We start from the raw sequence: 21,872 nt of genomic DNA on the forward strand, positions 1-21,872 counted from the left end.
TGAGAGGTGATCAACGTGAGTACTGAAATCATTAAAGTGCCTGACATCGGTGGTGGTGAAGCTGATGTCATTGAGGTCTGTGTCAAGGCTGGCGACAGCATCAACGAAGGTGATTCCCTGATCGTTCTGGAGACCGACAAGGCCTCCATGGAAGTGCCTGCACCCAAAGGTGGGGTGGTGAAGTCCATCATCATCAAAGAAGGTGACAAGGCTTCCGAAGGTCTGGATATCCTTGAGCTAGAACTGGAAGGTGCATCAGCACCCGTGGCTTCAGCGCCCGCTCCGGCGGCTGAGCCGGTTGCCGCAGCTCCAGCCCCTGCACCCGTTGCTGCACCTGCGGCGGCCAGTGGTGGTGAGGAGCAGGTTACTGTCCCGGATATCGGTGGTGCTACCGGTGTCGACGTCATTGAAGTGGTAGTCAAGGTAGGTCAGGAGATTGCTGAAGGCGATTCTCTGATCGTGCTGGAAACCGACAAGGCGTCCATGGAAGTACCTTCACCCAAGAGCGGTGTGGTGAAAAGCATTGCTGTTGCTGAAGGTGGCAAGGTTTCCGAGGGTGATCTGATTCTGGTCCTGGAAGTTGCGGCAGGGCCTGCGCAACCTACACCTATCGAGTCGTCTTCAGTTGCTGCTCCTGTGGCTGCAACCGCAGCTCCAGCAGCACCGGTTGCCGCTCCGGTGGCGGGTGGTGTTGAGGCGGTTAAGGTACCTGATATCGGTGGTGCGACCGGTGTGGATGTCATTGAAGTCTGCGTCAAGGCCGGTGACACCATTGCAGAAGGTGACTCGCTGATCGTGCTGGAAACTGACAAGGCATCTATGGAAGTGCCTGCGCCAAAAGGTGGCGTGGTCAAATCCGTTGCCCTGAAAGAAGGTAGCAAGGTCTCGGAAGGTGATCTGATTCTTGAGCTTGAAGTGGCCGGCTCTGTTGCTGTTGCCGCCCCTGCGCCAGTTCAGGCTGCTGCGCCAGCCGCACCTGCTGCTGCCGCTCCTGCTGCGAAACCCGCTGCTGCCCCGGTGGCTGCAACAGGTGAAGCAGGTAAGAACGTTCATGCAGGTCCTGCTGTGCGTGCTCTGGCGCGAGAGTTTGGTGTTGATCTTGGTAAGGTGACGCCAACGGGTCCGCGTGGTCGCATCCTGAAAGAAGATGTCCAGACTTACGTCAAGCAGGAGCTGGCCAAGCCCAAGGCGGCTGCCGCTCCCGCAGCCACCATGTCTGGATTGGGGATTCCTCAGGTACCGGCAATCGACTTCAGCCAGTGGGGTGAAGTGGATATCCAGCCAATGAGCAAGATCCACAAGGTGACGGCTTTCAACATGAGTCGCGCATGGCTGAATGTGCCACACGTGACTCAGTTTGATGATGCCGATATCACTGAGCTGGAAACCTTCCGTAAGGAAGTCAAAGCCGAGGCTGAGAAGGCTGGCGTCAAGTTGACTCCGTTGCCCTTTATCATCAAGGCGTGCGCCATTGCACTGCGTAACCATCCGAAGTTCAACGCTTCTCTGCACGCAGACGGCGAGAGCATTGTGTACAAGAAGTATGTGCACATCGGTATGGCAGTAGACACCCCTAACGGTCTGGTGGTCCCGGTTATCCGTGATGCTGACAAGAAAAGTGTCTATGAGCTGTCGCGTGAAGCCAACGAGCTGGCCAAGAAGGCCCAGGAGAAGAAACTCAAACCTGCGGAAATGCAGGGTGCGTGTTTCACCATCTCCAGCCTCGGTGGTATCGGTGGTATCGGCTTTACACCGATCGTTAACACCCCTGAGGTAGCGATCCTGGGTGTATCTCGTGCCGATATCAAACCACGCTGGAATGGTAAGGAGTTCGAGCCTCGCACCATGTTGCCGCTGTGTCTGTCCTATGACCACCGCGCCATCAATGGTGGTGATGCTGGCCGCTTCCTGACCTATATGGCTCAGCTGCTGGCTGACGTTCGCCGTATGCTGCTCTGAACGGACTTCGGGTAGCCTTTTCTGCCCCATAGCTTGTACCCTTAAAGGCCACTGTTCGCAGTGGCCTTTTTTGCTTCTGTTGCATGAGACTGTAGCGATACTTTGCTGCCGAGTGATCAGGCTGTGTGCTGCGGATACCAACGATTTTTAAGCGTGATCAGGAAGGTCTGGTGTTATATCAACAGGTTGCAGAGCAGTTAGCTGAGCATATCCGCACCGGGGTATTTGCCGAGGGCGAACGGATCCCTTCTATTCGCAAATTGCATCAACAATGGGGTGTCAGTCAGAGCACTGCTCTGGCGGCCTTGAGTGCGCTGGAAGCGCAGGGCTTGATTGAGGCGCGCCCACGCTCTGGTTTTTATGTGAAGGCTTTGCCGGAGCGTCTGCAGGTTGAAGAGCATGTGCCAGCCCCCGTGGCGGTTTCTCGCCACCAGCTGATCAATCATGTACTCAATCAGTCTCGCCAGCCTGGCCTGATGCATCTGGGTGCCGCGGTGCCTGAGGCGGTGTTCCTGCCTCAGGAGATCCTGAGGCGAATCTCCAACCGTTGCTTGCGTGAACAGCCGGGCCTGATTACCGACTATGCCTTTCCTCCGGGCAACAAGGTCTTGCGACAGCAAATCGCTGTACGTATGCAGGCTGCGGGGTGTTCAGTATCTGCCAGCGAGCTATTGATTACTCAGGGTTGCCAGGAGGCGCTCAGTCTTTGTTTGCGTGTGCTGGCGCGGCCGGGTGATCTGATCGCTATCGAATCGCCTGCCTATCATGGATTGTTGCAGGCTCTGGAGGCGCTCGGCTTGCAGGCTCTGGAGATTCCCTGTGATCCGGCCAGAGGTATGGACCTGGAGGCGCTGGCTGCAGCTATTCAGGAGTGGCCCGTCAAGGCCTGCGTGGTTTCAGCCAATTTTTCTAATCCTACCGGCAGTCTGATGCCGGATGAGCATAAGCAGCGTTTGGTTAACATGCTAAGCGAGGCTCAAATTCCTTTGGTGGAAGATGATACCTATGCGGATCTGCACTACGGCAGGCGTCAGCCGCTGCCGTTGAAAGCCTGGGACCGCGAAGGCAATGTGCTTTACTGCAGTGCTTTCTCCAAGACTATTGCACCGGGGTTCAGGGTCGGCTGGGTGGCGGGAGGTCGTTATCACCAGCCGCTACAGCAGTTGCTGACGGTGACAACTATGGCAAGCCATGCCCTGTCACAGCAGGTGATGGCGGAGTATCTGCACAGTGGTGACTATGATCGGCATCTGCGCAAGGTTCGTCGCCAGTATCGGCAGCAACTGCATAATCTGGTCGATGCCCTGCATGCCTCTGGCTTGCCTGTAGCCTGGTCCTTACCTCAAGGAGGTTTTTTGCTGTGGCTGATTTTACCTGCCGAGGTGGATGCACTTGCGGTGTATGAGCAGATGTTGCAGAAGGGAATCAGCGTGATGCCCGGCAGCCTGTTCTCAGCGTCCGAGCGTTTTCGCCACTGTATGCGTATCAGTATTGCGGTCAGTCAGCCAGACTGGTCACTGCTGGTAGCAGCATTGCGAGGCAGTCTGACTGACTGAGCCGGAAGGGTCAGGTCCAGTCCAGAATCACTTTGCCAGACTGGCCAGAGGCCATGGCTGCAAAGCCCTGCTCGAAATCAGCCACCTTGTAGTGGTGGGTGATCATTGGGCTAAGGTCCAGTCCACTTTGGAGCATGGCGACCATCTTGTACCAGGTCTCGAACATTTCGCGGCCATAGATCCCCTTGATGATCAGGCCTTTGAAAATAACCTGATTCCAGTCAATGGCTGTCTCCCCGGAAGGAATACCCAGCATGGCAATCTTGCCGCCATGATTCATGCTCGACAGCATGCTGCGAAACGCGGCAGGTACGCCTGACATCTCCAGACCCACATCAAAGCCTTCGGTCATATGCAGATCATGCATGACATCCTGCAGAGAGGTTGTCGCGACATTGACTGCACGCGTCGCCCCCATTTTCTCAGCCAGTTGCAGGCGATACTCATTGACGTCGGTAATGACCACATGACGGGCGCCGACATGGCGGCAGATCGCCGCAGCCATGATGCCAATGGGGCCGGCTCCGGTAATCAGCACATCTTCCCCGACCAGATCGAAGGACAGTGCGGTATGGGCTGCGTTGCCAAAAGGGTCGAGAATGGCGGCAATGTCATCGGGAATGTTATCTGGCAGTTTGAAGGCATTATCGGCCGGAAGGACCAGATAGTCGGCAAAGGCACCTGGACGGTTGACGCCGACACCGATGGTCTCTCGGCAGAGATGGCGCTTGCCTGCGCGACAATTACGGCAGTGCCCGCAGGTAATATGACCTTCACCGGAAACCCGGTCCCCCAGCTTGAATCCGCGTACATCGCTGCCCATCGCAGCGACTTCGCCGACATACTCGTGGCCAACATGCATGGGGACAGGAATGGTCTTCTGTGCCCATTCATCCCAGTTCCAGATGTGCATGTCGGTACCGCAGATGGCAGTCTTGCGAATGCGGATCAACAGGTCGTTGTTGCCGTATTCGGGCACATCGCTCTCGTGTGCCCATAGTCCTTTCTCAGGATGAAGTTTGGCCAGTGTACGCATGGAGATCATTCCCGAAGCGATATTGTTGTTTCTGTTAAATGATAGCGAGGGCTTGGCCGACGCGGATGAACGCCGCCAGCGCTTTATCCAGATCTTCCTTGCTCAGGGCAGCTGACATCTGGGTGCGAATGCGTGCCTGACCCTGGGGGACGACAGGATAGGAGAAACCCACCACATAGATGCCTTCTTTCAATAGTTCGTCAGCCATGGTTTTGGCCAGTGTTGCATCACCGAGCATGACAGGGATGATGGGATGCTCACCTGCGACCAGTTTGAATCCGGCTTTCTCCAGACCCTGACGGAAGTACAGGCTGTTCTCGGTCAGCTGCTGACGCAGGGTAGCAGATTGATCCAGTAGCTCCAGTGCTGCAATGGATGCTGCAGTGATCATTGGCGCCAGACTGTTGGAGAACAGATAGGGCCGTGAGCGCTGACGCAGCAGGTCAATCACTTCCTGACGGGCACTGATATACCCTCCAGAAGCACCGCCCAGCGCTTTGCCCAGTGTGCCTGTCAAAATATCGATGCGGCCCATCACCTCGCAATACTCATGGGTGCCACGGCCGTGCTCGCCCATAAAGCCTACGGCATGGGAGTCATCTACCATGACCAGCGCACCGTATTTATCCGCCAGGTCGCAGATGGCAGAAAGGTTGGCGATGATACCATCCATGGAGAATACGCCATCGGTGGCGATTAGTTTGAAACGACAGCCCTCGGCTGCCTGCAGCTGCCGCTCTAGATCGGCCATGTCGTTGTTGGCATAGCGGAAGCGCTGGGCTTTGCACAGACGGATACCGTCGATGATGCTGGCGTGATTGAGAGCGTCGGAGATGATGGCGTCTTCAGCGCCCAGCAGGGTCTCGAACAGACCGCCGTTGGCATCAAAGCAGGAGGAGTAAAGAATCGTGTCCTGCATGCCCAGAAACTGGCTCAGCGCTGCTTCCAGCTGGCGGTGTAATGTATGGGTGCCGCAGATAAATCGTACTGAGGCCATGCCATAGCCATAGTCATCCAGTGCACGCTTGGCTGCTTCAACCAGTGTTGGATGATTGGCCAGCCCCAGATAGTTGTTGGCGCAGAGGTTGATGACTTCGCGGCCATCCTGAGTCGAAACACGTGCCTGCTGAGCCGACTGAATCAAGCGCTCATGCTTGTAAAGGCCAGCGTTTTCGATGTCTGCCAGGGTCTTGTGCAAATGGGAGTAGAAATCCGGTTGCATGGCCGTCTCCATTAAACAGTCGAGGGATTAGGCATTGTCCTCAGATAAAGACTATCGGGAGACAGCTACCTTCGAAGTAAGTAAGAGCACTGTAGAATGTCGATCTGTTATTGAGTAGATACAGTTTTTCAATAAAACAGCATAGCAGTTGGTGCGGGAATTCACCGCTGGCCAATCGAATGTGAACTACCTAACGTTCGGGGAGGGGATAAATAGGCTCAGCCTATCAGAATCTTTAGAAAGCTTAATGAGAATGAATCTTGTTTTATGATTAACCAGTCGCTATCTTGTTAACCACGGTTAACTTTTTGGACGGTCATCATGATTCATGCAATGTCTGATCAGACTGTGCGTGTACAGGCCCAACGTGTGCTCTCTGGTCACGGCACAAGTCTGGTGCGGCGCTTTCTTCCTTTTATGGGGCCAGCAATGATTGCCGCTGTGGCCTATATCGACCCGGGCAACTTCGCCACCAACATTGAAGCAGGCTCGCGCTATGGGTATACCCTGCTGTGGGTAGTGCTGTGGGCTAACCTGATGGCAATGCTGATCCAGACCATGTCTGCACGGCTTGGCTTGGCAACAGGCAAGAATCTGGCAGAAGTGATTCGTGACCGCTATCCGCGCCCGGTAGTGTGGCTGTTTTGGGTGCAGGCGGAGTTGATCGCTATTGCGACGGATCTTGCTGAGTTTCTGGGCGCGGCACTGGCTTTCAATCTGCTGTTCGGCATGTCGATGCTGGAAGGCGCATTGCTGACCGGGGCGATTACCTATGCGGTGCTGCATATGCAGCGCTATGGGTTCCGCACCATGGAGATGATCATTGGGGCTATGATTCTGGCCGTGTCAGCGGGCTTCCTATTGGAAATCCTGCTGGGCAAGCCACCGGCAGAGCCCATCATCAAAGGCTTGCTGTTGCCTTCTTTCCCGGATAGCTATTCCATTTTTCTGGCGGCTGGGATTCTGGGCGCAACGGTGATGCCGCATGTGATCTATTTGCACTCGGCATTGTCGCAAAACCGTATCAAGGTAACGGCTGACAGTGATCGTAGCCGCATCATGAAGTACTACCGCATGGACGTCATCATCGGTATGGCACTGGCCGGGCTGATCAACATGGCTATGCTGGTTTTGGCGGCAACCGTGTTCTTCAACAATGGCGAAACGACAATTGCGTCCATTGAGGAAAGTTACAAGTTGCTGTCGCCTCTGATGGGGCACGATGCTGCCAGCATGATCTTTGGCTTGACGCTGCTGTTTGCTGGCCTGTCTTCATCGATTGTTGGCACCATGTCGGGGCAGGTGGTGATGCAGGGATTTGTTAACTTCACTATTCCTCTGTGGTTGCGACGCCTGATTACCATGGCGCCTGCTATCGTCGTGATCCTGATGGGATTGCCAGAGCAGCAGGTTCTGGTAGTCAGCCAGGTCGTATTGAGTTTTGGTATCCCCTTTGCGCTGGTGCCATTACTGCTCTTTACCGCCAACCGTCAGTTGATGGGGAATCTGGTGAATCATCGCTGGGTCAATATCGCAGGGGGAATCGTTGCAACGATCATTATTGCCCTCAACCTCTACGTTCTGGTGTTCGAGCTGATGTAAGCATCTGTTATCGCAGCAGCTATACTGACGAATCATCGAGAGTAAAAGCGCCTTCTTTGGAAGGCGCTTTTGTTTTAAGGTGTCAGGTCCGTGAGCAGATGATTGGCAACCGTCATTGCTGGAGCCGCAGCGGTACCGATGACAGGTAGCAGGAAGAACATGACAGAACCACATCGTTATGCCCCGTTTGAGCGGGTGCGCCAGGACCACCAGAGAGAGTTGGTGGAAGACTATGTCGAAGAGATCGCGTACCTCCACCAGCTGCACGGTGAAGCCCGCGCCAGTGATCTGGCTGAGCGTCTCGGCGTGACCGCAGCGGCTGTTTCTAAAGTGGTCACCAAACTCAAGCGTGACGGTTTTGTCGAGGCCCGCCCTTACCGTGGCATATTTCTGACTGAGGAAGGTCAGGAGCTGGCGGTGAAGGTCGCCGAGCGCCATCAAGTGGTGCTGTCGATGCTGATGGCACTGGGCGTGTCAGAAGAAGCCGCGTATGCCGACTCCGAAGGGATAGAGCATCACTGTAGTGATGAAACAGTGGCCGCCATGCGCCGCTATCTCGATTCCCTCGCTAGCTGAGTTTCCCCTGTATTATCTTTTGCTGGTTGGACTACTAATGACTAATGGTAGCTGTCCAACCAGAACAACCCAGCCCAAATAAGCGGTAGCAGCATCAGGAAGAACGGTGCCTGTGCCCGCCATATCTGCTTACTACGCACCCCATATCGTAACGCCAGCATCAGGTTCATGCCCGACAAAGGGCTGGAACCCGACCCCATTGCCCACGAACTCAGAAACATGAAGCCCAGCATGTTCGGGTTCGGTTGTAACGGCAGCAGTATGGGGCTCAAGACAGCGACGCTGATCATGGCATGAACACCAGACCATGCCAGTATCAGGATAAAGGGGAACAAAATACTGGCTTCCAATGCGCCAAAGTGGTGCAAAGGTAAGCTGAATCCGGTTTGCTGGGTAATCAGTGTCAAACCAACGCTCAGCACCCCGGCGGCCAGAAAGAGGGCCAGTTCTCCTCCCATGCGCCCCAGTCCAGCACTGACATGCTGCGTTATTGCAGGGAAACAGCTACTGCGCTGTCTGATGCCGCTCAACGCCAGCGCTACGCTCGGTGCAAGGATGGTAATCAGCAAAGTAACGGACAGCTGAGGGCTCCATTGATGTGCAGCGATCACCAGGGCGGCAAGACCAACGGGAAGCGACAACCCCTGTCGGTTCAGGGGATAGCCCTGAAAGTCTGCTGCATCCTGGCGCAAATGCCACCAGCTCAGTATCAATGCACATACGGCGATAACCGCACCCACCGGAAATACCTGAGCAAAGGACATCCCGGGGGCAGACAACAGCGAAACGTTCATGGCCACAAAGAAAGGCGACCACAGTGCAGCAAAGGTGAAGCCACGGCCGATCACCAGCACCTGTTTCAGTGTGAGCTGACTGCTGCGAGCCATACGGTCACCCATGATCGCGAGGATGGAGAGGTTGAGTACGGCACCCAGCAGATGTGCCGCCGCCAGTGTAGAACCAATGGCACGGCGGCCGCTGGGCAGTGCTTCCTCACTGCGGCTGGCCAGTAAGCGCAGGAAACTGACCGCTACCAGCATGCAAAGCAGTGGTACGTAATTACCCAGCAGGCTGCTCCAGGGGATGCGGGCGCCAAGACCTGCAGAAATAACCACGCAGACTACACCGATTGTCATTAATATCAGGCATTGTTGGCGATTAACGGGTGGCAACGCTGGCCAGACCAGTAGCAACGCCAGCCATGCCGCAATACTGGGAGCCAGGCTCTCGCTGCTGGTCAGATGTTGTAGTAGAAAGGTGACGAGCATGATGACGAGACTGAACCCGGTCAAGCCAGAGCGATGACGCGATATCAGAGAAAACAGGAATTGTATTTGCATGACTGCAGGGTGTGTCAGGAGGCAAGGGGGATGACCATTAAAGCACGTTCAATCCTCGCCATGACAGCAGGCTCATGCTGAATAACAGCGTTCCGGAGCAGTCATCAGATGTTCCGTGGTTTCATTCTTTGCGTCAGCGATGACGCTTGCGCGATCTGCCCGGTCGATAAGGAAATGTCAGAATGACAATACGTGTAGCCATCCAGCACAAGACATCCTACAAGTTTGACCGCCATGTGGGGGTGGGGCCTCATGTGTTGCGCCTCCGCCCAGCCAGTCATAGCCGTACCAAGATTCATGGCTACTCGCTGAAGGTCAAACCGGAATCGCATTTCATCAACTGGCAGCAGGATCCCTACGGCAACTTTCTGGCTCGTCTGGTGTTCCCGGAACCAACCACCGAGCTGAGCTTTGAAGTCGAAGTGATTGCCGATATGACGGTCATCAACCCCTTCGACTTCTTTATCGAAGAATATGCCGAAACCTTCCCGTTCCGTTATGACAAGCAGCTGCACAAGGAGCTGATGCCCTATCTCGAAGTCACCGAAACCGGCCCTCGTCTGACGGCGTGGATGGAGCGGCAGCTGCCCAGAGAGGAGATGTCGACCATTGACTATCTGGTGCATGTCAATCGTGTGCTGCAGGAAGACATCGGCTACGGCATTCGTCTGGAGCCGGGCATCCAGAGTTGCGAAGAGACCCTGGCGCTGTCAAAGGGTTCCTGTCGGGACACGGCCTGGTTGCTGGTGCAGATTCTGCGTCACAAGGGACTGGCTGCTCGTTTTGCTTCCGGTTATCTGGTGCAGCTGACATCGGATGTCAAAGCGCTGGATGGTCCTTCAGGCCCGGAGTCAGACTTTACTGATTTGCATGCATGGTGCGAAGTATTTGTACCCGGTGCGGGTTGGGTAGGGCTTGATCCTACTTCCGGCTTGCTGGCGGGAGAGGGGCACATCCCGTTGGCTTGTACGCCTGATCCTGTCTCTGCCGCCCCCATCACCGGCTTTACCGACAAATGTGAGGTGGAGTTTGACTACAGCAACGTGGTCACTCGTATTCATGAGGATCCGCGTGTTACCAAGCCGTATACCGACCATCAGTGGGAGTCGATTCTGGCGCTGGGGAATGCCGTGGATCAGGAACTACTGGACGGTGATGTACGCCTGACCATGGGCGGTGAGCCTACTTTCGTTTCCATCGATGACATGGATTCTCCGCAGTGGAATACCGAGGCGCTGGGTGAAGATAAGCTGCGACTGGCTAAGGATCTGCTGCTGCGCCTGCGCAATCGTTTTGCGCCGGGTGGGTTGCTGCACTACGGCCAGGGCAAGTGGTACCCGGGGGAAGAGATTCCCCGATGGGCGCTGGGCTGCTTCTGGCGTACGGATGGACAGGCATTGTGGCAGGACCCGCAATGGCTGGCGCGTGTGGACAAAAATTATGGTCTGAAGACTACTGATGCTGAGCGATTCGTGCAGCAGCTTTGCCAGAATTTGGGGGTGCGTTCAGATTTTGTGCTGCCGGGCTACGAAGATGCGCTTTATTACCTCTGGCGTGAGCAATCGCTGCCAGACAACATTGATCCGGTCAATGCGGATTTGTCTGACGATATGGAGCGTCGCCGCCTGGCACGCCTGCTGTCCGAGCAGGGGCTGAACACCCCCACAGGCTACGTGTTGCCTTTGGCATGGAATTATTTTGAACAATGCTGGCGCTCCAGCGACTGGCAGCTGCGGGCAGGGCGCCTGACGCTGGTACCTGGTGACTCACCCATGGGGCTGCGGCTGCCTCTGGGGTCTTTGCCACACATAGAAGAAGAGGAGCGCGAGCTGGAGCCTGAGGTTGATCCTTTCGCTCCCAAGCCAGAGTTACTCCCCCCCGGCGGCACGTTGTATGCCCAGACTCATGCTGCAACGGGGCAGAATGGCTTCTCTGCAAGTAAGTCGACCCTGAAAATCACCCGCGATGTTGTGCGCACAGCGCTATGTGTTGAAGTGCGAAATGGTCGTCTGTATCTGTTCCTGCCGCCGATGCAGCATCTGGAGCATTTCGTCGGTCTGATTGAAGCCATTGAACTCAGCGCCGCCGAGCTGAAGCTGCCTGTCGTTCTTGAAGGTTATGAACCTCCCCGTGACTTCCGGCTGCAGAAGTTGCTGGTAACGCCTGACCCCGGTGTCATCGAGGTGAATATTCATCCGGCCAAAAGCTGGCAGGAACTGGTGGACAACACCACCTCACTGTATGAAGAGGCACATCAGTGCCGTCTGGGAACTGAGAAGTTCATGCTGGACGGCCTGCATTCAGGAACTGGCGGCGGTAATCACATTACATTGGGAGGCGCGACGCCAGCAGACAGCCCGTTACTACGTCGCCCAGACCTGTTGCGTAGTCTGGTCACTTACTGGCAACACCATCCCGGTTTGTCCTATCTGTTCTCTGGCAAGTTTATTGGGCCAACCAGTCAGGCTCCCCGTGTAGATGAAGGGCGGGATGAGTTGCTCTACGAGCTGGAGGTGGCCTTCAAGGAAATGCCTGAGGGGCTATGTGACAAACCCTGGCTGATCGACCGCCTGATGCGTAACCTGCTGGTGGACATTACCGGTAACACGCACCGCTCCGAATTCTGTATCGACAAACTCTATGCTCCCGGATCATCTACCGGGCGTCTGGGATTGTTGGAATTCCGTGGGTTTGAAATGCCTCCGCATAGCCGTATGGCGTTGGTGCAGGTGCTGCTGTTGCGCTGTCTGGTGGCGCGCTTCTGGCAGAAACCCTATACCGGCAAACTGATTCGCTGGGGCACTCAGCTGCATGACCGTTTTATGCTGCCACATTATGTGTGGTCGGATATTCGTGATGTGGTTGCTGATCTCAATCAGCATGGCTATCCCTTCCAGCTTGACTGGCTGGCGCCCTTCGAGGAGTTCCGCTTCCCTCATTATGGCAATGTGCAGGTGGATGATATCAATCTGGAGCTGCGCTGGGCGGTGGAGCCATGGCATGTGCTGGGTGAAGAGATCAGCAGCTTCGGCACCGCCCGCTATGTAGACTCAACCGTCGAACGATTACAGGTGAAAGTGCGCGGTGTTACTGGTGAGCGTTATGTGGTGGCCTGTAATGGCCGACGTGTACCCTTGCGCGAAACCGGACGCCACGGTGAACTGGTGGCCGGGGTACGCTATCGGGCATGGCAGGCACCTTCGGCGTTGCATCCTACAATTGGGGTACATACGCCGCTGACCTTTGACATCATCGATACCTGGAACGGACGTTCGATCGGTGGCTGCACCTACCACGTATCTCATCCAGGTGGGCGCAGCTATGACACCTTCCCGGTGAATGCCAACGAAGCCGAAGCGCGCAGGGTTAATCGTTATTGGGATCACGGACACACTCAGGGACCTATTACACCGCCACCGGCGTTGGGCGGACTGCGGCAATTCTATGCCAGTGAACATCCGCCTCGGCCTATGGCGCCCCCCGCGGAAGAAACTACCTACGAGTATCCGTTTACCTTGGATTTGCGTCGCAAGCCAGATTAAGGGCTCCTCACATATAGTGAGGTAACAGTTAATAGAACTAAGCCCGCTGCCTTATTATCGGTTCAGATAATAGGCAGCGGGCTTGGTCATTTACTGGGGCGGATCAGTTTTCTGGCGGCAGCAAGCGGATGCTTGAAGGTGCTGTGTTTATCAGGTGCCCTCAACCCACAGGTGATGACTGCCTTTTCATCAAGATTCCATAGCGTTCGTTGATGTTATTTCACTACTCTTCTGGCTGGTTTGGCTCAAAGCGTTTAGCGGCATGATGCAATGCCCCGCTGAGCTTATCGACCTGATGCGTTATCTGTTGCAACTCTTCATGGACCGCATTAGCAATGGCCGATTCGATTAGCCATTGCAGTTCCAGCATATGTTTCTGACCGATATGGGTCGCAGCGCTGGCACTGATAATACGGCTGAATGATTCCACAACCCGCTGGGCGTGCTCCTTGGGTGGGTGGTTCATGTTGGCGTCTCCTGCTGTTCGGGTAACAGATCTGCCGGAATGGGAAGATCTTCCTCGCTGGGATACTCCTCGTTGGATTCCCCTTCCATATTTTCGTGATCCTGAACTTCGCAGGCGCGGCCCACAATCAGAGGGTCGGCGGGCTGGACGATGTCGAGATCTTTTCCGGGGTAATCCAGCTGACTGAGGATAAAGCGCATGGCGTTGATGCGGGCCCGTTTCTTGTCATCCGATTTGACGACCGTCCAGGGAGCATCGGCCGTGTCGGTGTAGAAGAACATAGCCTCTTTGGCTTCCGTATAGGCATCCCACTTGTTCAGCGATGACAGGTCGATGGGGCTGAGCTTCCACTGTTTCAGAGGGTCATGGCGACGGTCTTCAAAGCGCTTCAGTTGCTCCTTGCGGCTGACCGAGAACCACAGCTTGAACAGTCGGATACCACTGCGCACCCACATGCGCTCCAGCTCTGGCGCTTCACGCATGAACTCCAGATATTCGAGAGGAGTACAGAAGCCCATCACTCGTTCCACACCCGCACGGTTGTACCAGGAGCGGTCAAACAGTACGACTTCACCTGCCGTAGGAAGGTGATGTACATAGCGTTGGAAATACCATTGGCCACGTTCCACTTCATTGGGCTTTTCCAGGGCGACCACTCGCGCTCCCCTGGGGTTGAGATGCTCCATGAAGCGCTTGATGGTCCCTCCCTTGCCAGCGGCATCACGCCCCTCAAAAAGGATGATCACGCGCTGGCCCGTTTCCTTGGCCCAGCTCTGCATTTTCAGCAGTTCGATTTGCAGCAACTGCTTGGTATGTTCGTACTCGCGGGTGGTCATCTCCTTTGCATAGGGATACTTGTCGTTCACCACCTTGCGGTTAGCCTTTTTCCTGAACTCCTTGGTTCCGTGATCAACGGCCAGCTCGGCTTTTTCTCTGGCAGGATGATGATGCCTGGCATCGGCAGTGGATTTTTCATCTTGTTGTTTGGACATACAGCCTCCTTTTGCTTGAGTCTAGTCAATCCTTCGCGTTCTGGCCTTGCAGCAGGTCAAAGGCAGGGTGAGATCATGCCGAGCCGGAGTGGACCATGAAACGCGTCATGACCTCTTCATGGGCCGGGCAGGTTATGCCGAGCTGCTGCGATTTGCGCAGGATATAGCCGGTAATGGCATCGATCTCGGTTGGTTTGTTGTTGAGCACGTCCTGGCGCATGGATGAAATATTGGCTGCAGTACGTTCAGCAATGCTCCTGACCAGCGGCCAGAGGCCATCTGCGGGGAGAGGGATAACCAGTTGATGCATGATGGCAGTCAGTTCTGTACACAGTGCCTGCATCAGCGCAAGCGCCTCGGTGTTCTGCAGCAGTTCGCCATTCTTGCAGTTATAGAGCACGGTCAGAGGATTGATAGCGCTGTTGACGGCAAGTTTGTGCCAGAGGCGAACCTGCATATCGTCACACCATTGAGCTTCCCAGGCAGAGGAAAGCAGCGGTGTCATGGTCTGTGGTGCTGTGCTCGGTTGCCAGGTGCCCCAATAGCATTGTCCCCAGCCTGAATGGACCACATGATCAGCGCGGGTACGGTAAGCACCGTGTGAGATGGTACCGAGAATAAGTGGGTTGTCGGGGAAGGTCTGCATCATCCACTCATGCATGCCCATGCCGTTCTGCAATAGCAACAAGGTGGTCTGGGGCGTGATATAAGGCAGTAAAGGCGCCAGTGCACGCTCGGTTGCGTAGGTCTTAGTGCAGATCAGCAGATGGTCGAGGGGGGCTTTCAGCTCTGCAGCACACAGGAGTTGTACTGCAACCTTCTGGCGCTGTTGCTGATACTGGTAGTCAAGTTGTTCAGCCTGCCAGTCAGCGCGGCGTGCAGGGGAGCTCAGAATTAATCGGGGGCTGATGTCATGCTCAGCCAGCAGACGTGCCATCAGGCAGCCTACTGAGCCGGCGCCTAGAATGTGCCATTGCGTCACAGGTGTCTTCCTTTGCGATACCGGGGTGTTTCAGTAGAATGCCCGGCAACGAATGAACGAGGGATTATTATGCCGTCTTTTGATGTGGTCTCCGAACTGGATAAACACGAACTGTCCAATGCTCTGGACCAGGCCAACCGTGAAATCACCACGCGTTATGATTTCAAGGGTGTGGATGCTTCCTTTGAGTTGAAGGAAGAAGTCATCACCATGGTTGCCGAAGCTGAGTTCCAGTTGCAGCAGATGCTGGAAATCCTGCGTGGCAAGCTGGTCAATCGTAAGATCGATGTGCGTTGTCTGGAGGAAGGGGAGGTCGAAACGGCCAACCTGCGTTGCCGTCAACCTGTCACCGTCAAACAGGGTGTTGATCAGGCGCTGGCGAAAAAAATCGTCAAGATGATCAAGGATGCCAAGCTGAAGGTGCAGGCTCAAATTCAGGGCGAGCAGGTACGTGTAACGGGCAAAAAGCGTGATGATCTGCAGGAAGTGATCGCACTGCTGCGCGCTGCTCCGGATATTGAACTGCCGCTGCAGTTCACCAACTTCCGCGATTGATGGCTGTTTTCCACCGCTGACATCCAGTCTGCGCGATCAGGGCGATGTGTGATCACGTCGCCGTATTGTCTTTGGTCTTGGCATAAGGCATTACTCCACCTTACGTGATGTGGCTGGTACAAAAAGTGCCTCATGTTCAGGTGTAGCTGTTTTATCCGGCAACTTAAAAAGGATCTGGAGTATGCCAAGTCCCGCTTTCTGGCAGTCAATCTTTAATCGTCGTACGTTGATCTGCGTTTTTACTGGCTTTGCCTCGGGTATGCCTCTTTATGTGCTGTTTCAGTTGCTACCGGCATTTCTGAGCAAACAGGGAGTGAGTATCAAGGAGATTGGGCTGTTTGCGCTGGTGACCTTCCCCTACACCTGGAAATTCATCTGGTCACCGCTGATGGATCGCTTCACGCCGTTGCCGTTGGGGCGTCGGCGCAGCTGGATGTTACTGACACAGCTGGCACTACTGGTGTCAATTGCAACACTTGGCTTTCTTGATGCAAGCCGGTCCATTGGTATGGTCGCGTTTGTCGCGTGGCTGGTGGCTTTTTTCAGTGCCAGTCAGGACATCGTGCTGGATGCCTATCGGCGTGAATTGCTGCCGGATAGCGAACTGGGCTGGGGTAACTCTGTGCATGTACAGGCCTATCGTATTTCCGGCCTGGTGCCAGGAGCACTGGGTCTGATTCTGGCGGATCATTTACCCTGGCAGCAGGTCTTTCCGATCATTGCGGCGTTTATGCTGATAGGTGTGGCAATGACGCTGTTCGTCCATGAGCCACTGGCACAACTATCGGCTCCCGCTACATTGCGATCGGCCATCGTTGAGCCTTTCCGTGAGTTTGTTTCCCGCAATAACTGGGGTATGGCGCTGATGATCCTGAGCTTCATGTTTCTCTATAAGCTTGGCGACAGTATGGCCACTGCACTGTCTACTCCGTTTTATATCGATCTGGGCTTTTCCTTGAGTGAAATAGGGGTAGTTGCCAAGACGTCTGCACTGTGGGCATCCATTGTAGGAGGCGTGCTGGGCGGCCTCTGGATGATCAGGATTGGTATCAATCGTGCTTTGTGGCTGTTTGGTATTGTTCAGGTTGTCACCATTTTAGGTTTCGCCTGGCTGGCGGTGGCCGGTGCCAACCTCTGGCTGCTGGCCATTGTGATCAGTCTGGAGTACCTGGGAGTGGGGTTGGGGACGGCTGCTTTCACTGCCTTTATTGCCCGAGAGACCAGCATGGCATTTGCGGCCACGCAATTTGCGCTGTTTACGGCACTGTCAGCATTGCCCCGTACCTTTGCCAACGCCACCACGGGCTATATTGTCGACGCGATAGGGTGGACTCACTTCTATCTGCTGTGCGCTGTGCTGGCGCTGCCGGGGATGCTGCTGTTGATCAAGATTGCTCCCTGGCCGCGCTCAGTGGGGCAGATGGCCGTCGAGCGGTAGTATCCTTGTATCGGAACAGAGCAGGCATCGGCGTGCTCTGTTCAATGGATTGATGTGGGCTTCCTGGAGTGATTACAGGCGCAAGCCACCATCCATCTCAATTACGCGGCCTGTGAAGTAGTCGTTTTCCAGAATGTAGGCTGCTGTCATCGCAATCTCGTCAGGCTGGCCCAGACGACCGGCCGGGATCATCGCCTCGATTTTCTGTAAGGCTTCGGGTTTCATGCTGGTCACCATTTCTGTGGCGATAAAGCCGGGTGCGATTGCGCCAACGCGAACACCATATCGTGCCAGCTCTTTTGCCCAGGTCACCGTCATTGCAACAATGCCCGCCTTGGCGGCTGCATAGTTCGTCTGGCCCATGTTACCTGCACGAGAAATGCTGGAAATATTGACGATACAGCCCCCCGTGCCTTGTTCAACCATGATGGCAGCGGCTTCGCGACCACACAGAAAACACCCGGTCAGGTTCACATCGATTACGCTTTGCCATTGTTGCAGTGACATTTTCTGCACGACCTTTCCTTCCTTGACCTTGATAAATAACGCATCTCTAGTAATACCGGCGTTATTGATCAGTGCATCCAGACTGCCGAAGTCTCTGGCGATCGACTGAAAGGTTGCTTCAACCTCAGCTTCTTCAGCGACATTGATGGCATAGGTTTGCACCTCTGCCCCCAACTTTTCGCAGCTGTCACTGGCTGCACGCAGGCGCTCTGCATTCATGTCTATAAGGGCCAGTCGTGCTCCTTTGGCAGCAAAGTTATAAGCCATTGCCAGGCCAAGTCCTTGGGCGCCACCGGTGATGGCGACTGTCTTGCCTTTGAGGTCCATATCTCTCTCCTACATGGAATGTCGCCATGCCAGACGGCAACTGGGGAATACGATTACAAGTCCGATGTTAACAGGTGTTGGTTTGTGCATTGCACCACGAAGAGCATGGGCGAAAGGCGAGAATCAGGCAATAGACATAGGTCACGAGGTAGAAGCTGGAAGGAGTGATCAGAACGCATATTTATCAAAGCCAGACAAAGTGTCGCTTTTTTGTGAAGGGCAGTTTAACTTCCTCTGCCTGGCATCCATCTCTCATGTATATCCAGTAGCAGCAGAGTCGTTGCCACTGTCTGTTTTGTAACAATCGTGGGTATTGTCTATGCGTTTTCTATTTCCGTTGCTGATCATCATTCCCATGGTGGAGTTGGCATTGCTCATCAAGGTAGGGCAGACCATTGGGGTGCTCAGTACTCTTTTGCTGGTGATCGGAACCGCCTTGTTGGGTAGTTATATTTTGCGTAAGCAAGGGGCGGCAGCACTCTGGCGAGCACAGGAAAAAATGCGCCGTGGAGAGCTTCCCGCCAAGGAAATGGTAGAAGGACTTTTTATCGGCTTGGGTGGCGTATTGCTGCTTACTCCCGGGGTGATGACTGACGTGATGGGGCTGCTCTGCCTGCTGCCCGCTACACGTGCTGCTGCCATTCGTTGGGCGGCAAGACACATAAAAGTAGCTGGAGCAGGGCAGGGGTATTCACCTTTCGGTGGGTTTGATCAGCGAGGTTTTGATGAAACTCATACGCAACAAGGAGAAACCGTATTTGTCGCGGAAAATGACAAGCATCAGGGTGAACAGAGTACGGCGTCGCATAAACCCATTACACTGGAAGGTGAGTTCGAGCGAAAGGAGTGACACGTCATTTTCTGTTCACGCATGCGTCAAAAAAAATTTAAAAAAAATCTTGATTGGGTGTTGAAAAGCAATGTGCTGGCCCCATCTTGGGAGTCACGAATAAAAGGCTCCGGCTCTGCCGGTAATTCAACACTAAGACTTAACAAGTGTCTGGGAGATTAGTAAGCATGAACATTCGTCCCTTGCATGATCGTGTGGTTGTTCGCCGCAAAGAAGAAGAAACCAAATCTGCTGGCGGTATCGTTCTGCCTGGCAGCGCTGCGGAAAAACCAAATCAGGGCGAAGTTGTTGCAGTTGGCCCTGGTCGTCGTTTGGAAAATGGTGAAGTACAAGCACTGGACGTCAAAGTAGGTGACGTTGTGCTGTTTGGACCATACAGCAACACCATCAAAGTGAATGGTGAAGAACTGTTGATCCTGAAAGAAAGCGAAGTCTACGCAGTCGTTGAGAAGTAATTGCGACCGCTTTCGTACGAACTGTTTCCAATCAAGTGAAATTAGGATTCTGAGATTATGGCAGCTAAAGAAGTAAAATTTGGTCAGTCAGCTCGTGCCAAAATGCAGGCCGGCGTCAACATTCTGGCTGATGCAGTAAAAGTAACTCTGGGCCCTAAAGGCCGTAACGTTGTGCTGGAAAAGTCCTTTGGCGCTCCTACCGTGACTAAAGACGGTGTTTCTGTTGCCAAAGAAATCGAACTGAAAGACAAGTTCGAAAACATGGGCGCACAGATGGTCAAGGAAGTCGCTTCTCAGGCGAACGACAACGCTGGCGACGGTACTACTACTGCAACCGTTCTGGCTCAGGCGATCGTTAACGAAGGTCTGAAATCTGTTGCCGCTGGCATGAACCCAATGGATCTGAAGCGTGGTATCGACAAGGCAACTGTTGCTGTTGTTGAAGAGCTGAAAAAGCTGGCCAAGCCTTGCACTGATACCAAAGCCATCGCTCAGGTTGGTACCATCTCCGCAAACGGCGATGAGTCAATCGGTGAAATCATCGCCCGCGCGATGGAAAAAGTAGGTAAAGAGGGTGTTATCACCGTCGAAGAAGGCAACAGCTTTGAAAACGAGCTGGATGTTGTAGAAGGTATGCAGTTTGATCGTGGCTACCTGTCTCCCTACTTCATCAACAACCAGGAAAATATGTCTGCAGAGCTGGAAAGTCCCTTCATCCTGCTGGTAGACAAAAAGATCTCCAATATCCGTGATCTGCTGCCCGTACTGGAAGGTGTGGCCAAGGCTGGTAAGCCTCTGCTGATCATCGCTGAAGATGTGGAAGGCGAAGCGCTGGCAACGCTGGTTGTCAACAACATGCGCGGTATCATCAAAGTTGCAGCTGCTAAGGCTCCAGGTTTTGGTGATCGTCGTAAAGCAATGCTGCAGGATATCGCCATTCTGACTGGTGGTACTGTGATCTCTGAGGAAGTGGGTCTGTCTCTGGATACCACCACTCTGGAGCACCTGGGTACAGCTAAGCGCGTTACCCTGACCAAAGAAGAAACCACCATCGTTGATGGTGCTGGTGTAGCAGACGATATCAAGGCGCGTGTTGAGCAGATCCGTCGCGAAATCGAAAACTCAACTAGCGACTACGACAAAGAAAAGCTGCAGGAGCGTGTTGCTAAACTGGCTGGCGGCGTAGCTGTCATCAAAGTGGGTGCTGCTTCTGAAGTTGAAATGAAAGAGAAGAAAGCGCGCGTTGAAGACGCCCTGCATGCTACTCGTGCAGCGGTCGAAGAAGGCGTGGTTCCTGGCGGTGGTGTTGCTCTGATCCGCGCTCTGCAGCAAGTACAAGGACTGGAAGGTATCAACCACGACCAGACCATTGGTGTTCAGCTGGCTCTGCGCGCGATGGAGGCTCCACTGCGTCAGATCGTTGCCAACGCTGGTGACGAAGCTTCTGTCGTTGTAGACAAGACCAAGCAAGGTGAAGGTAACTTTGGTTACAACGCTGCTACTGGTGTGTACGGCGACATGATTGAAATGGGTATTCTTGATCCAGCTAAAGTAACTCGTTCTGCTCTGCAGGCGGCTGCTTCTGTTGCTGGTCTGATGATCACTACCGAAGCTATGGTTGGTGAGATCCCTGAGGAAAAGCCTGCTGCACCTGACATGGGTGGCATGGGCGGCATGGGTGGCATGGGCATGATGTAATCATCTGCCCAGGTTATCTGATAGCCTGACGAAAAAGCCCGCTAGTAATAGCGGGCTTTTTTGTTTCTGAGTTGGCGCAGCTTTACTCGTTGTAGCCTTCACTAGGACATGGCGTCTCAAAGCTTGCAGGCGTCACCGCAGTCTGACAGGAAGCTGCTCAGCTCTTCTTGTTCCCTCTCTCGCTGTTGAATCAACTCTTTCACCTGCTGGCCCAGGGCTTGGTCTGACAGGTTGTTGTGACAGAGCTCTATGATGGTTGCTAACAATTCTGCGTCGTTCACTGTTAATACCTCGTACTGAAAAACGCGCAATAGGGTAAAGGATAACTGGGCACTGTTATAGGGTTGCTGTTGTTAAGTCCAAGGCAGAACTAAAAAGTTTGAAAAATCAGTAATTAACAGTTTGCTTTTTGAAATGATGCTTGCTAAAGTTCGCCGCCGTTAGACGGAGAGTTGGCCGAGTGGCTGAAGGCGCACCCCTGCTAAGGGTGTATAGGGGAAACTCTATCGAGGGTTCGAATCCCTCACTCTCCGCCACTAACTGCTGAGAATGCAGGGTGGAAAAAAAAGAGGTTGACGAAATAAATAAGCCTCTTATAATGCGCCACCACAACGACGCAGCAAGCGCTGCGAGGAAGTTGAAAGCTCTTTAAAAATCAATCGGATAATTCGTGTGGGCACTTGTTCCTGACTCGACAAAATAGTCAGAGAACGATGCTCAATTCGTTGAGTAATGTGGATCTCTGAGTCAAGTTTGGTGCACTTAAGCA

At 54.2% G+C, this 21,872-nt stretch carries 18 protein-coding genes and 1 tRNA gene; 11 read left to right on the top strand and 8 right to left on the bottom strand.

Annotated elements, in window-relative coordinates; all coding sequences use genetic code 11:
• Positions 1-15 precede the first annotated feature (15 nt).
• Entirely contained in the window at positions 16-1,959 is a 1,944-nt protein-coding gene (gene aceF / locus WH50_RS18975) for a dihydrolipoyllysine-residue acetyltransferase (protein ID WP_110188875.1), read from the top strand.
• Positions 1,960-2,129: 170 nt separating this feature from the next.
• Positions 2,130-3,515, top strand: a complete 1,386-nt coding sequence (locus WH50_RS18980) for an aminotransferase-like domain-containing protein (protein WP_165838482.1) — start codon at positions 2,130-2,132, stop codon at positions 3,513-3,515.
• Positions 3,516-3,525: 10 nt separating this feature from the next.
• On the opposite strand, the gene tdh is transcribed toward WH50_RS18980, so the two are convergent.
• Positions 3,526-4,551, bottom strand: coding sequence for an L-threonine 3-dehydrogenase (gene tdh, locus WH50_RS18985; RefSeq protein WP_110188887.1), 1,026 nt, complete (start codon positions 4,549-4,551; stop codon positions 3,526-3,528).
• Positions 4,552-4,585: 34 nt separating this feature from the next.
• Positions 4,586-5,773: a glycine C-acetyltransferase gene (locus tag WH50_RS18990; protein ID WP_110188888.1), complete on the bottom strand. Its 1,188-nt coding sequence runs from the start codon at positions 5,771-5,773 to the stop codon at positions 4,586-4,588.
• A gap of 333 nt (positions 5,774-6,106) precedes the next feature.
• Here WH50_RS18990 and WH50_RS18995 point away from each other — a divergent pair, with 333 nt between their 5' ends.
• Entirely contained in the window at positions 6,107-7,375 is a 1,269-nt protein-coding gene (locus WH50_RS18995; protein WP_243410178.1) for an Nramp family divalent metal transporter, read from the top strand.
• Between the two features lie 159 nt (positions 7,376-7,534).
• On the top strand, positions 7,535-7,951 hold the full coding sequence (gene mntR, locus WH50_RS19000) for a manganese-binding transcriptional regulator MntR (protein ID WP_110188878.1): 417 nt from the start codon (positions 7,535-7,537) through the stop codon (positions 7,949-7,951).
• A 41-nt stretch (positions 7,952-7,992) separates the two neighbouring features.
• On the opposite strand, the gene WH50_RS19005 is transcribed toward mntR, so the two are convergent.
• A complete protein-coding gene (locus WH50_RS19005; protein ID WP_110188879.1) occupies positions 7,993-9,291 on the bottom strand; it encodes a hypothetical protein in 1,299 nt (432 codons plus the stop codon).
• Between the two features lie 182 nt (positions 9,292-9,473).
• Between WH50_RS19005 and WH50_RS19010 the strand changes: the two genes are divergently transcribed.
• A complete protein-coding gene (locus tag WH50_RS19010; RefSeq protein WP_110188880.1) occupies positions 9,474-12,833 on the top strand; it encodes a transglutaminase family protein in 3,360 nt (1,119 codons plus the stop codon).
• Between the two features lie 223 nt (positions 12,834-13,056).
• Here the strand turns inward: WH50_RS19010 and WH50_RS19015 are convergent, their stop codons facing one another.
• From WH50_RS19015 to WH50_RS19025, 3 genes are all read right to left on the bottom strand, one after another.
• Positions 13,057-13,299 carry a phosphatase gene (locus tag WH50_RS19015; RefSeq protein WP_110188881.1) on the bottom strand — a complete coding sequence of 81 codons (243 nt, stop codon included), beginning with the start codon at positions 13,297-13,299 and terminating at the stop codon, positions 13,057-13,059.
• Entirely contained in the window at positions 13,296-14,291 is a 996-nt protein-coding gene (gene ppk2, locus WH50_RS19020) for a polyphosphate kinase 2 (RefSeq protein WP_207780392.1), read from the bottom strand. The genes WH50_RS19015 and ppk2 overlap by 4 nt, the downstream gene beginning before the upstream one ends.
• 73 nt (positions 14,292-14,364) lie before the next feature.
• On the bottom strand, positions 14,365-15,273 hold the full coding sequence (locus WH50_RS19025; protein ID WP_110188882.1) for a ketopantoate reductase family protein: 909 nt from the start codon (positions 15,271-15,273) through the stop codon (positions 14,365-14,367).
• A gap of 69 nt (positions 15,274-15,342) precedes the next feature.
• Here WH50_RS19025 and WH50_RS19030 point away from each other — a divergent pair, with 69 nt between their 5' ends.
• Together WH50_RS19030 and WH50_RS19035 are read left to right on the top strand one after the other, a co-directional pair.
• Positions 15,343-15,828, top strand: coding sequence for a YajQ family cyclic di-GMP-binding protein (locus WH50_RS19030; RefSeq protein WP_104152964.1), 486 nt, complete (start codon positions 15,343-15,345; stop codon positions 15,826-15,828).
• A 181-nt stretch (positions 15,829-16,009) separates the two neighbouring features.
• Positions 16,010-17,266: an AmpG family muropeptide MFS transporter gene (locus WH50_RS19035; RefSeq protein WP_110188883.1), complete on the top strand. Its 1,257-nt coding sequence runs from the start codon at positions 16,010-16,012 to the stop codon at positions 17,264-17,266.
• A gap of 72 nt (positions 17,267-17,338) precedes the next feature.
• On the opposite strand, the gene WH50_RS19040 is transcribed toward WH50_RS19035, so the two are convergent.
• Positions 17,339-18,100: an SDR family oxidoreductase gene (locus WH50_RS19040; protein ID WP_110188884.1), complete on the bottom strand. Its 762-nt coding sequence runs from the start codon at positions 18,098-18,100 to the stop codon at positions 17,339-17,341.
• 319 nt (positions 18,101-18,419) lie between these two features.
• On the opposite strand from WH50_RS19040, the gene WH50_RS19045 reads away from it, so the two are divergent.
• The 3 genes from WH50_RS19045 (at position 18,420) to groL (ending at position 21,103) form a co-directional block, all read left to right on the top strand.
• Complete coding sequence (locus tag WH50_RS19045; RefSeq protein ID WP_110188885.1) at positions 18,420-18,950, top strand: FxsA family protein; 531 nt, start codon at positions 18,420-18,422, stop codon at positions 18,948-18,950.
• Positions 18,951-19,117: 167 nt separating this feature from the next.
• Positions 19,118-19,405, top strand: coding sequence for a co-chaperone GroES (locus tag WH50_RS19050; protein ID WP_104152960.1), 288 nt, complete (start codon positions 19,118-19,120; stop codon positions 19,403-19,405).
• 57 nt (positions 19,406-19,462) lie between these two features.
• Positions 19,463-21,103 (top strand): chaperonin GroEL, encoded by a 1,641-nt coding sequence (gene groL, locus WH50_RS19055; protein ID WP_104152959.1) that lies wholly within the window; start codon positions 19,463-19,465, stop codon positions 21,101-21,103.
• Between the two features lie 116 nt (positions 21,104-21,219).
• Here the strand turns inward: groL and WH50_RS26405 are convergent, their stop codons facing one another.
• Positions 21,220-21,384 (bottom strand): hypothetical protein, encoded by a 165-nt coding sequence (locus tag WH50_RS26405; protein WP_165838483.1) that lies wholly within the window; start codon positions 21,382-21,384, stop codon positions 21,220-21,222.
• Between the two features lie 165 nt (positions 21,385-21,549).
• Between WH50_RS26405 and WH50_RS19065 the strand changes: the two genes are divergently transcribed.
• A tRNA-Ser gene (locus WH50_RS19065) sits at positions 21,550-21,639 on the top strand.
• The last annotated feature ends 233 nt before the right edge of the window (positions 21,640-21,872 follow it).

It is taken from the genome of Pokkaliibacter plantistimulans (genome assembly GCF_003194385.1).
Taxonomy (GTDB): Bacteria; Pseudomonadota; Gammaproteobacteria; order Pseudomonadales; family Balneatricaceae; genus Pokkaliibacter; species Pokkaliibacter plantistimulans.

Excerpts from the sequence above, each read along its gene's own strand:
- tdh (WP_110188887.1), bottom strand. The coding sequence starts at position 4,551 with ATGCGTACACTGGCCAAACTTCATCCTGAGAAAGGACTATGGGCACAC.
- WH50_RS18990 (WP_110188888.1), bottom strand. The coding sequence starts at position 5,773 with ATGCAACCGGATTTCTACTCCCATTTGCACAAGACCCTGGCAGACATC.
- WH50_RS18995 (WP_243410178.1), top strand. The coding sequence starts at position 6,107 with ATGTCTGATCAGACTGTGCGTGTACAGGCCCAACGTGTGCTCTCTGGT.
- mntR (WP_110188878.1), top strand. The coding sequence starts at position 7,535 with ATGACAGAACCACATCGTTATGCCCCGTTTGAGCGGGTGCGCCAGGAC.
- WH50_RS19005 (WP_110188879.1), bottom strand. The coding sequence starts at position 9,291 with ATGCAAATACAATTCCTGTTTTCTCTGATATCGCGTCATCGCTCTGGC.
- WH50_RS19010 (WP_110188880.1), top strand. The coding sequence starts at position 9,474 with ATGACAATACGTGTAGCCATCCAGCACAAGACATCCTACAAGTTTGAC.
- WH50_RS19015 (WP_110188881.1), bottom strand. The coding sequence starts at position 13,299 with ATGAACCACCCACCCAAGGAGCACGCCCAGCGGGTTGTGGAATCATTC.
- ppk2 (WP_207780392.1), bottom strand. The coding sequence starts at position 14,291 with ATGTCCAAACAACAAGATGAAAAATCCACTGCCGATGCCAGGCATCAT.
- WH50_RS19030 (WP_104152964.1), top strand. The coding sequence starts at position 15,343 with ATGCCGTCTTTTGATGTGGTCTCCGAACTGGATAAACACGAACTGTCC.
- WH50_RS19035 (WP_110188883.1), top strand. The coding sequence starts at position 16,010 with ATGCCAAGTCCCGCTTTCTGGCAGTCAATCTTTAATCGTCGTACGTTG.
- WH50_RS19040 (WP_110188884.1), bottom strand. The coding sequence starts at position 18,100 with ATGGACCTCAAAGGCAAGACAGTCGCCATCACCGGTGGCGCCCAAGGA.
- WH50_RS19045 (WP_110188885.1), top strand. The coding sequence starts at position 18,420 with ATGCGTTTTCTATTTCCGTTGCTGATCATCATTCCCATGGTGGAGTTG.
- WH50_RS19050 (WP_104152960.1), top strand. The coding sequence starts at position 19,118 with ATGAACATTCGTCCCTTGCATGATCGTGTGGTTGTTCGCCGCAAAGAA.
- groL (WP_104152959.1), top strand. The coding sequence starts at position 19,463 with ATGGCAGCTAAAGAAGTAAAATTTGGTCAGTCAGCTCGTGCCAAAATG.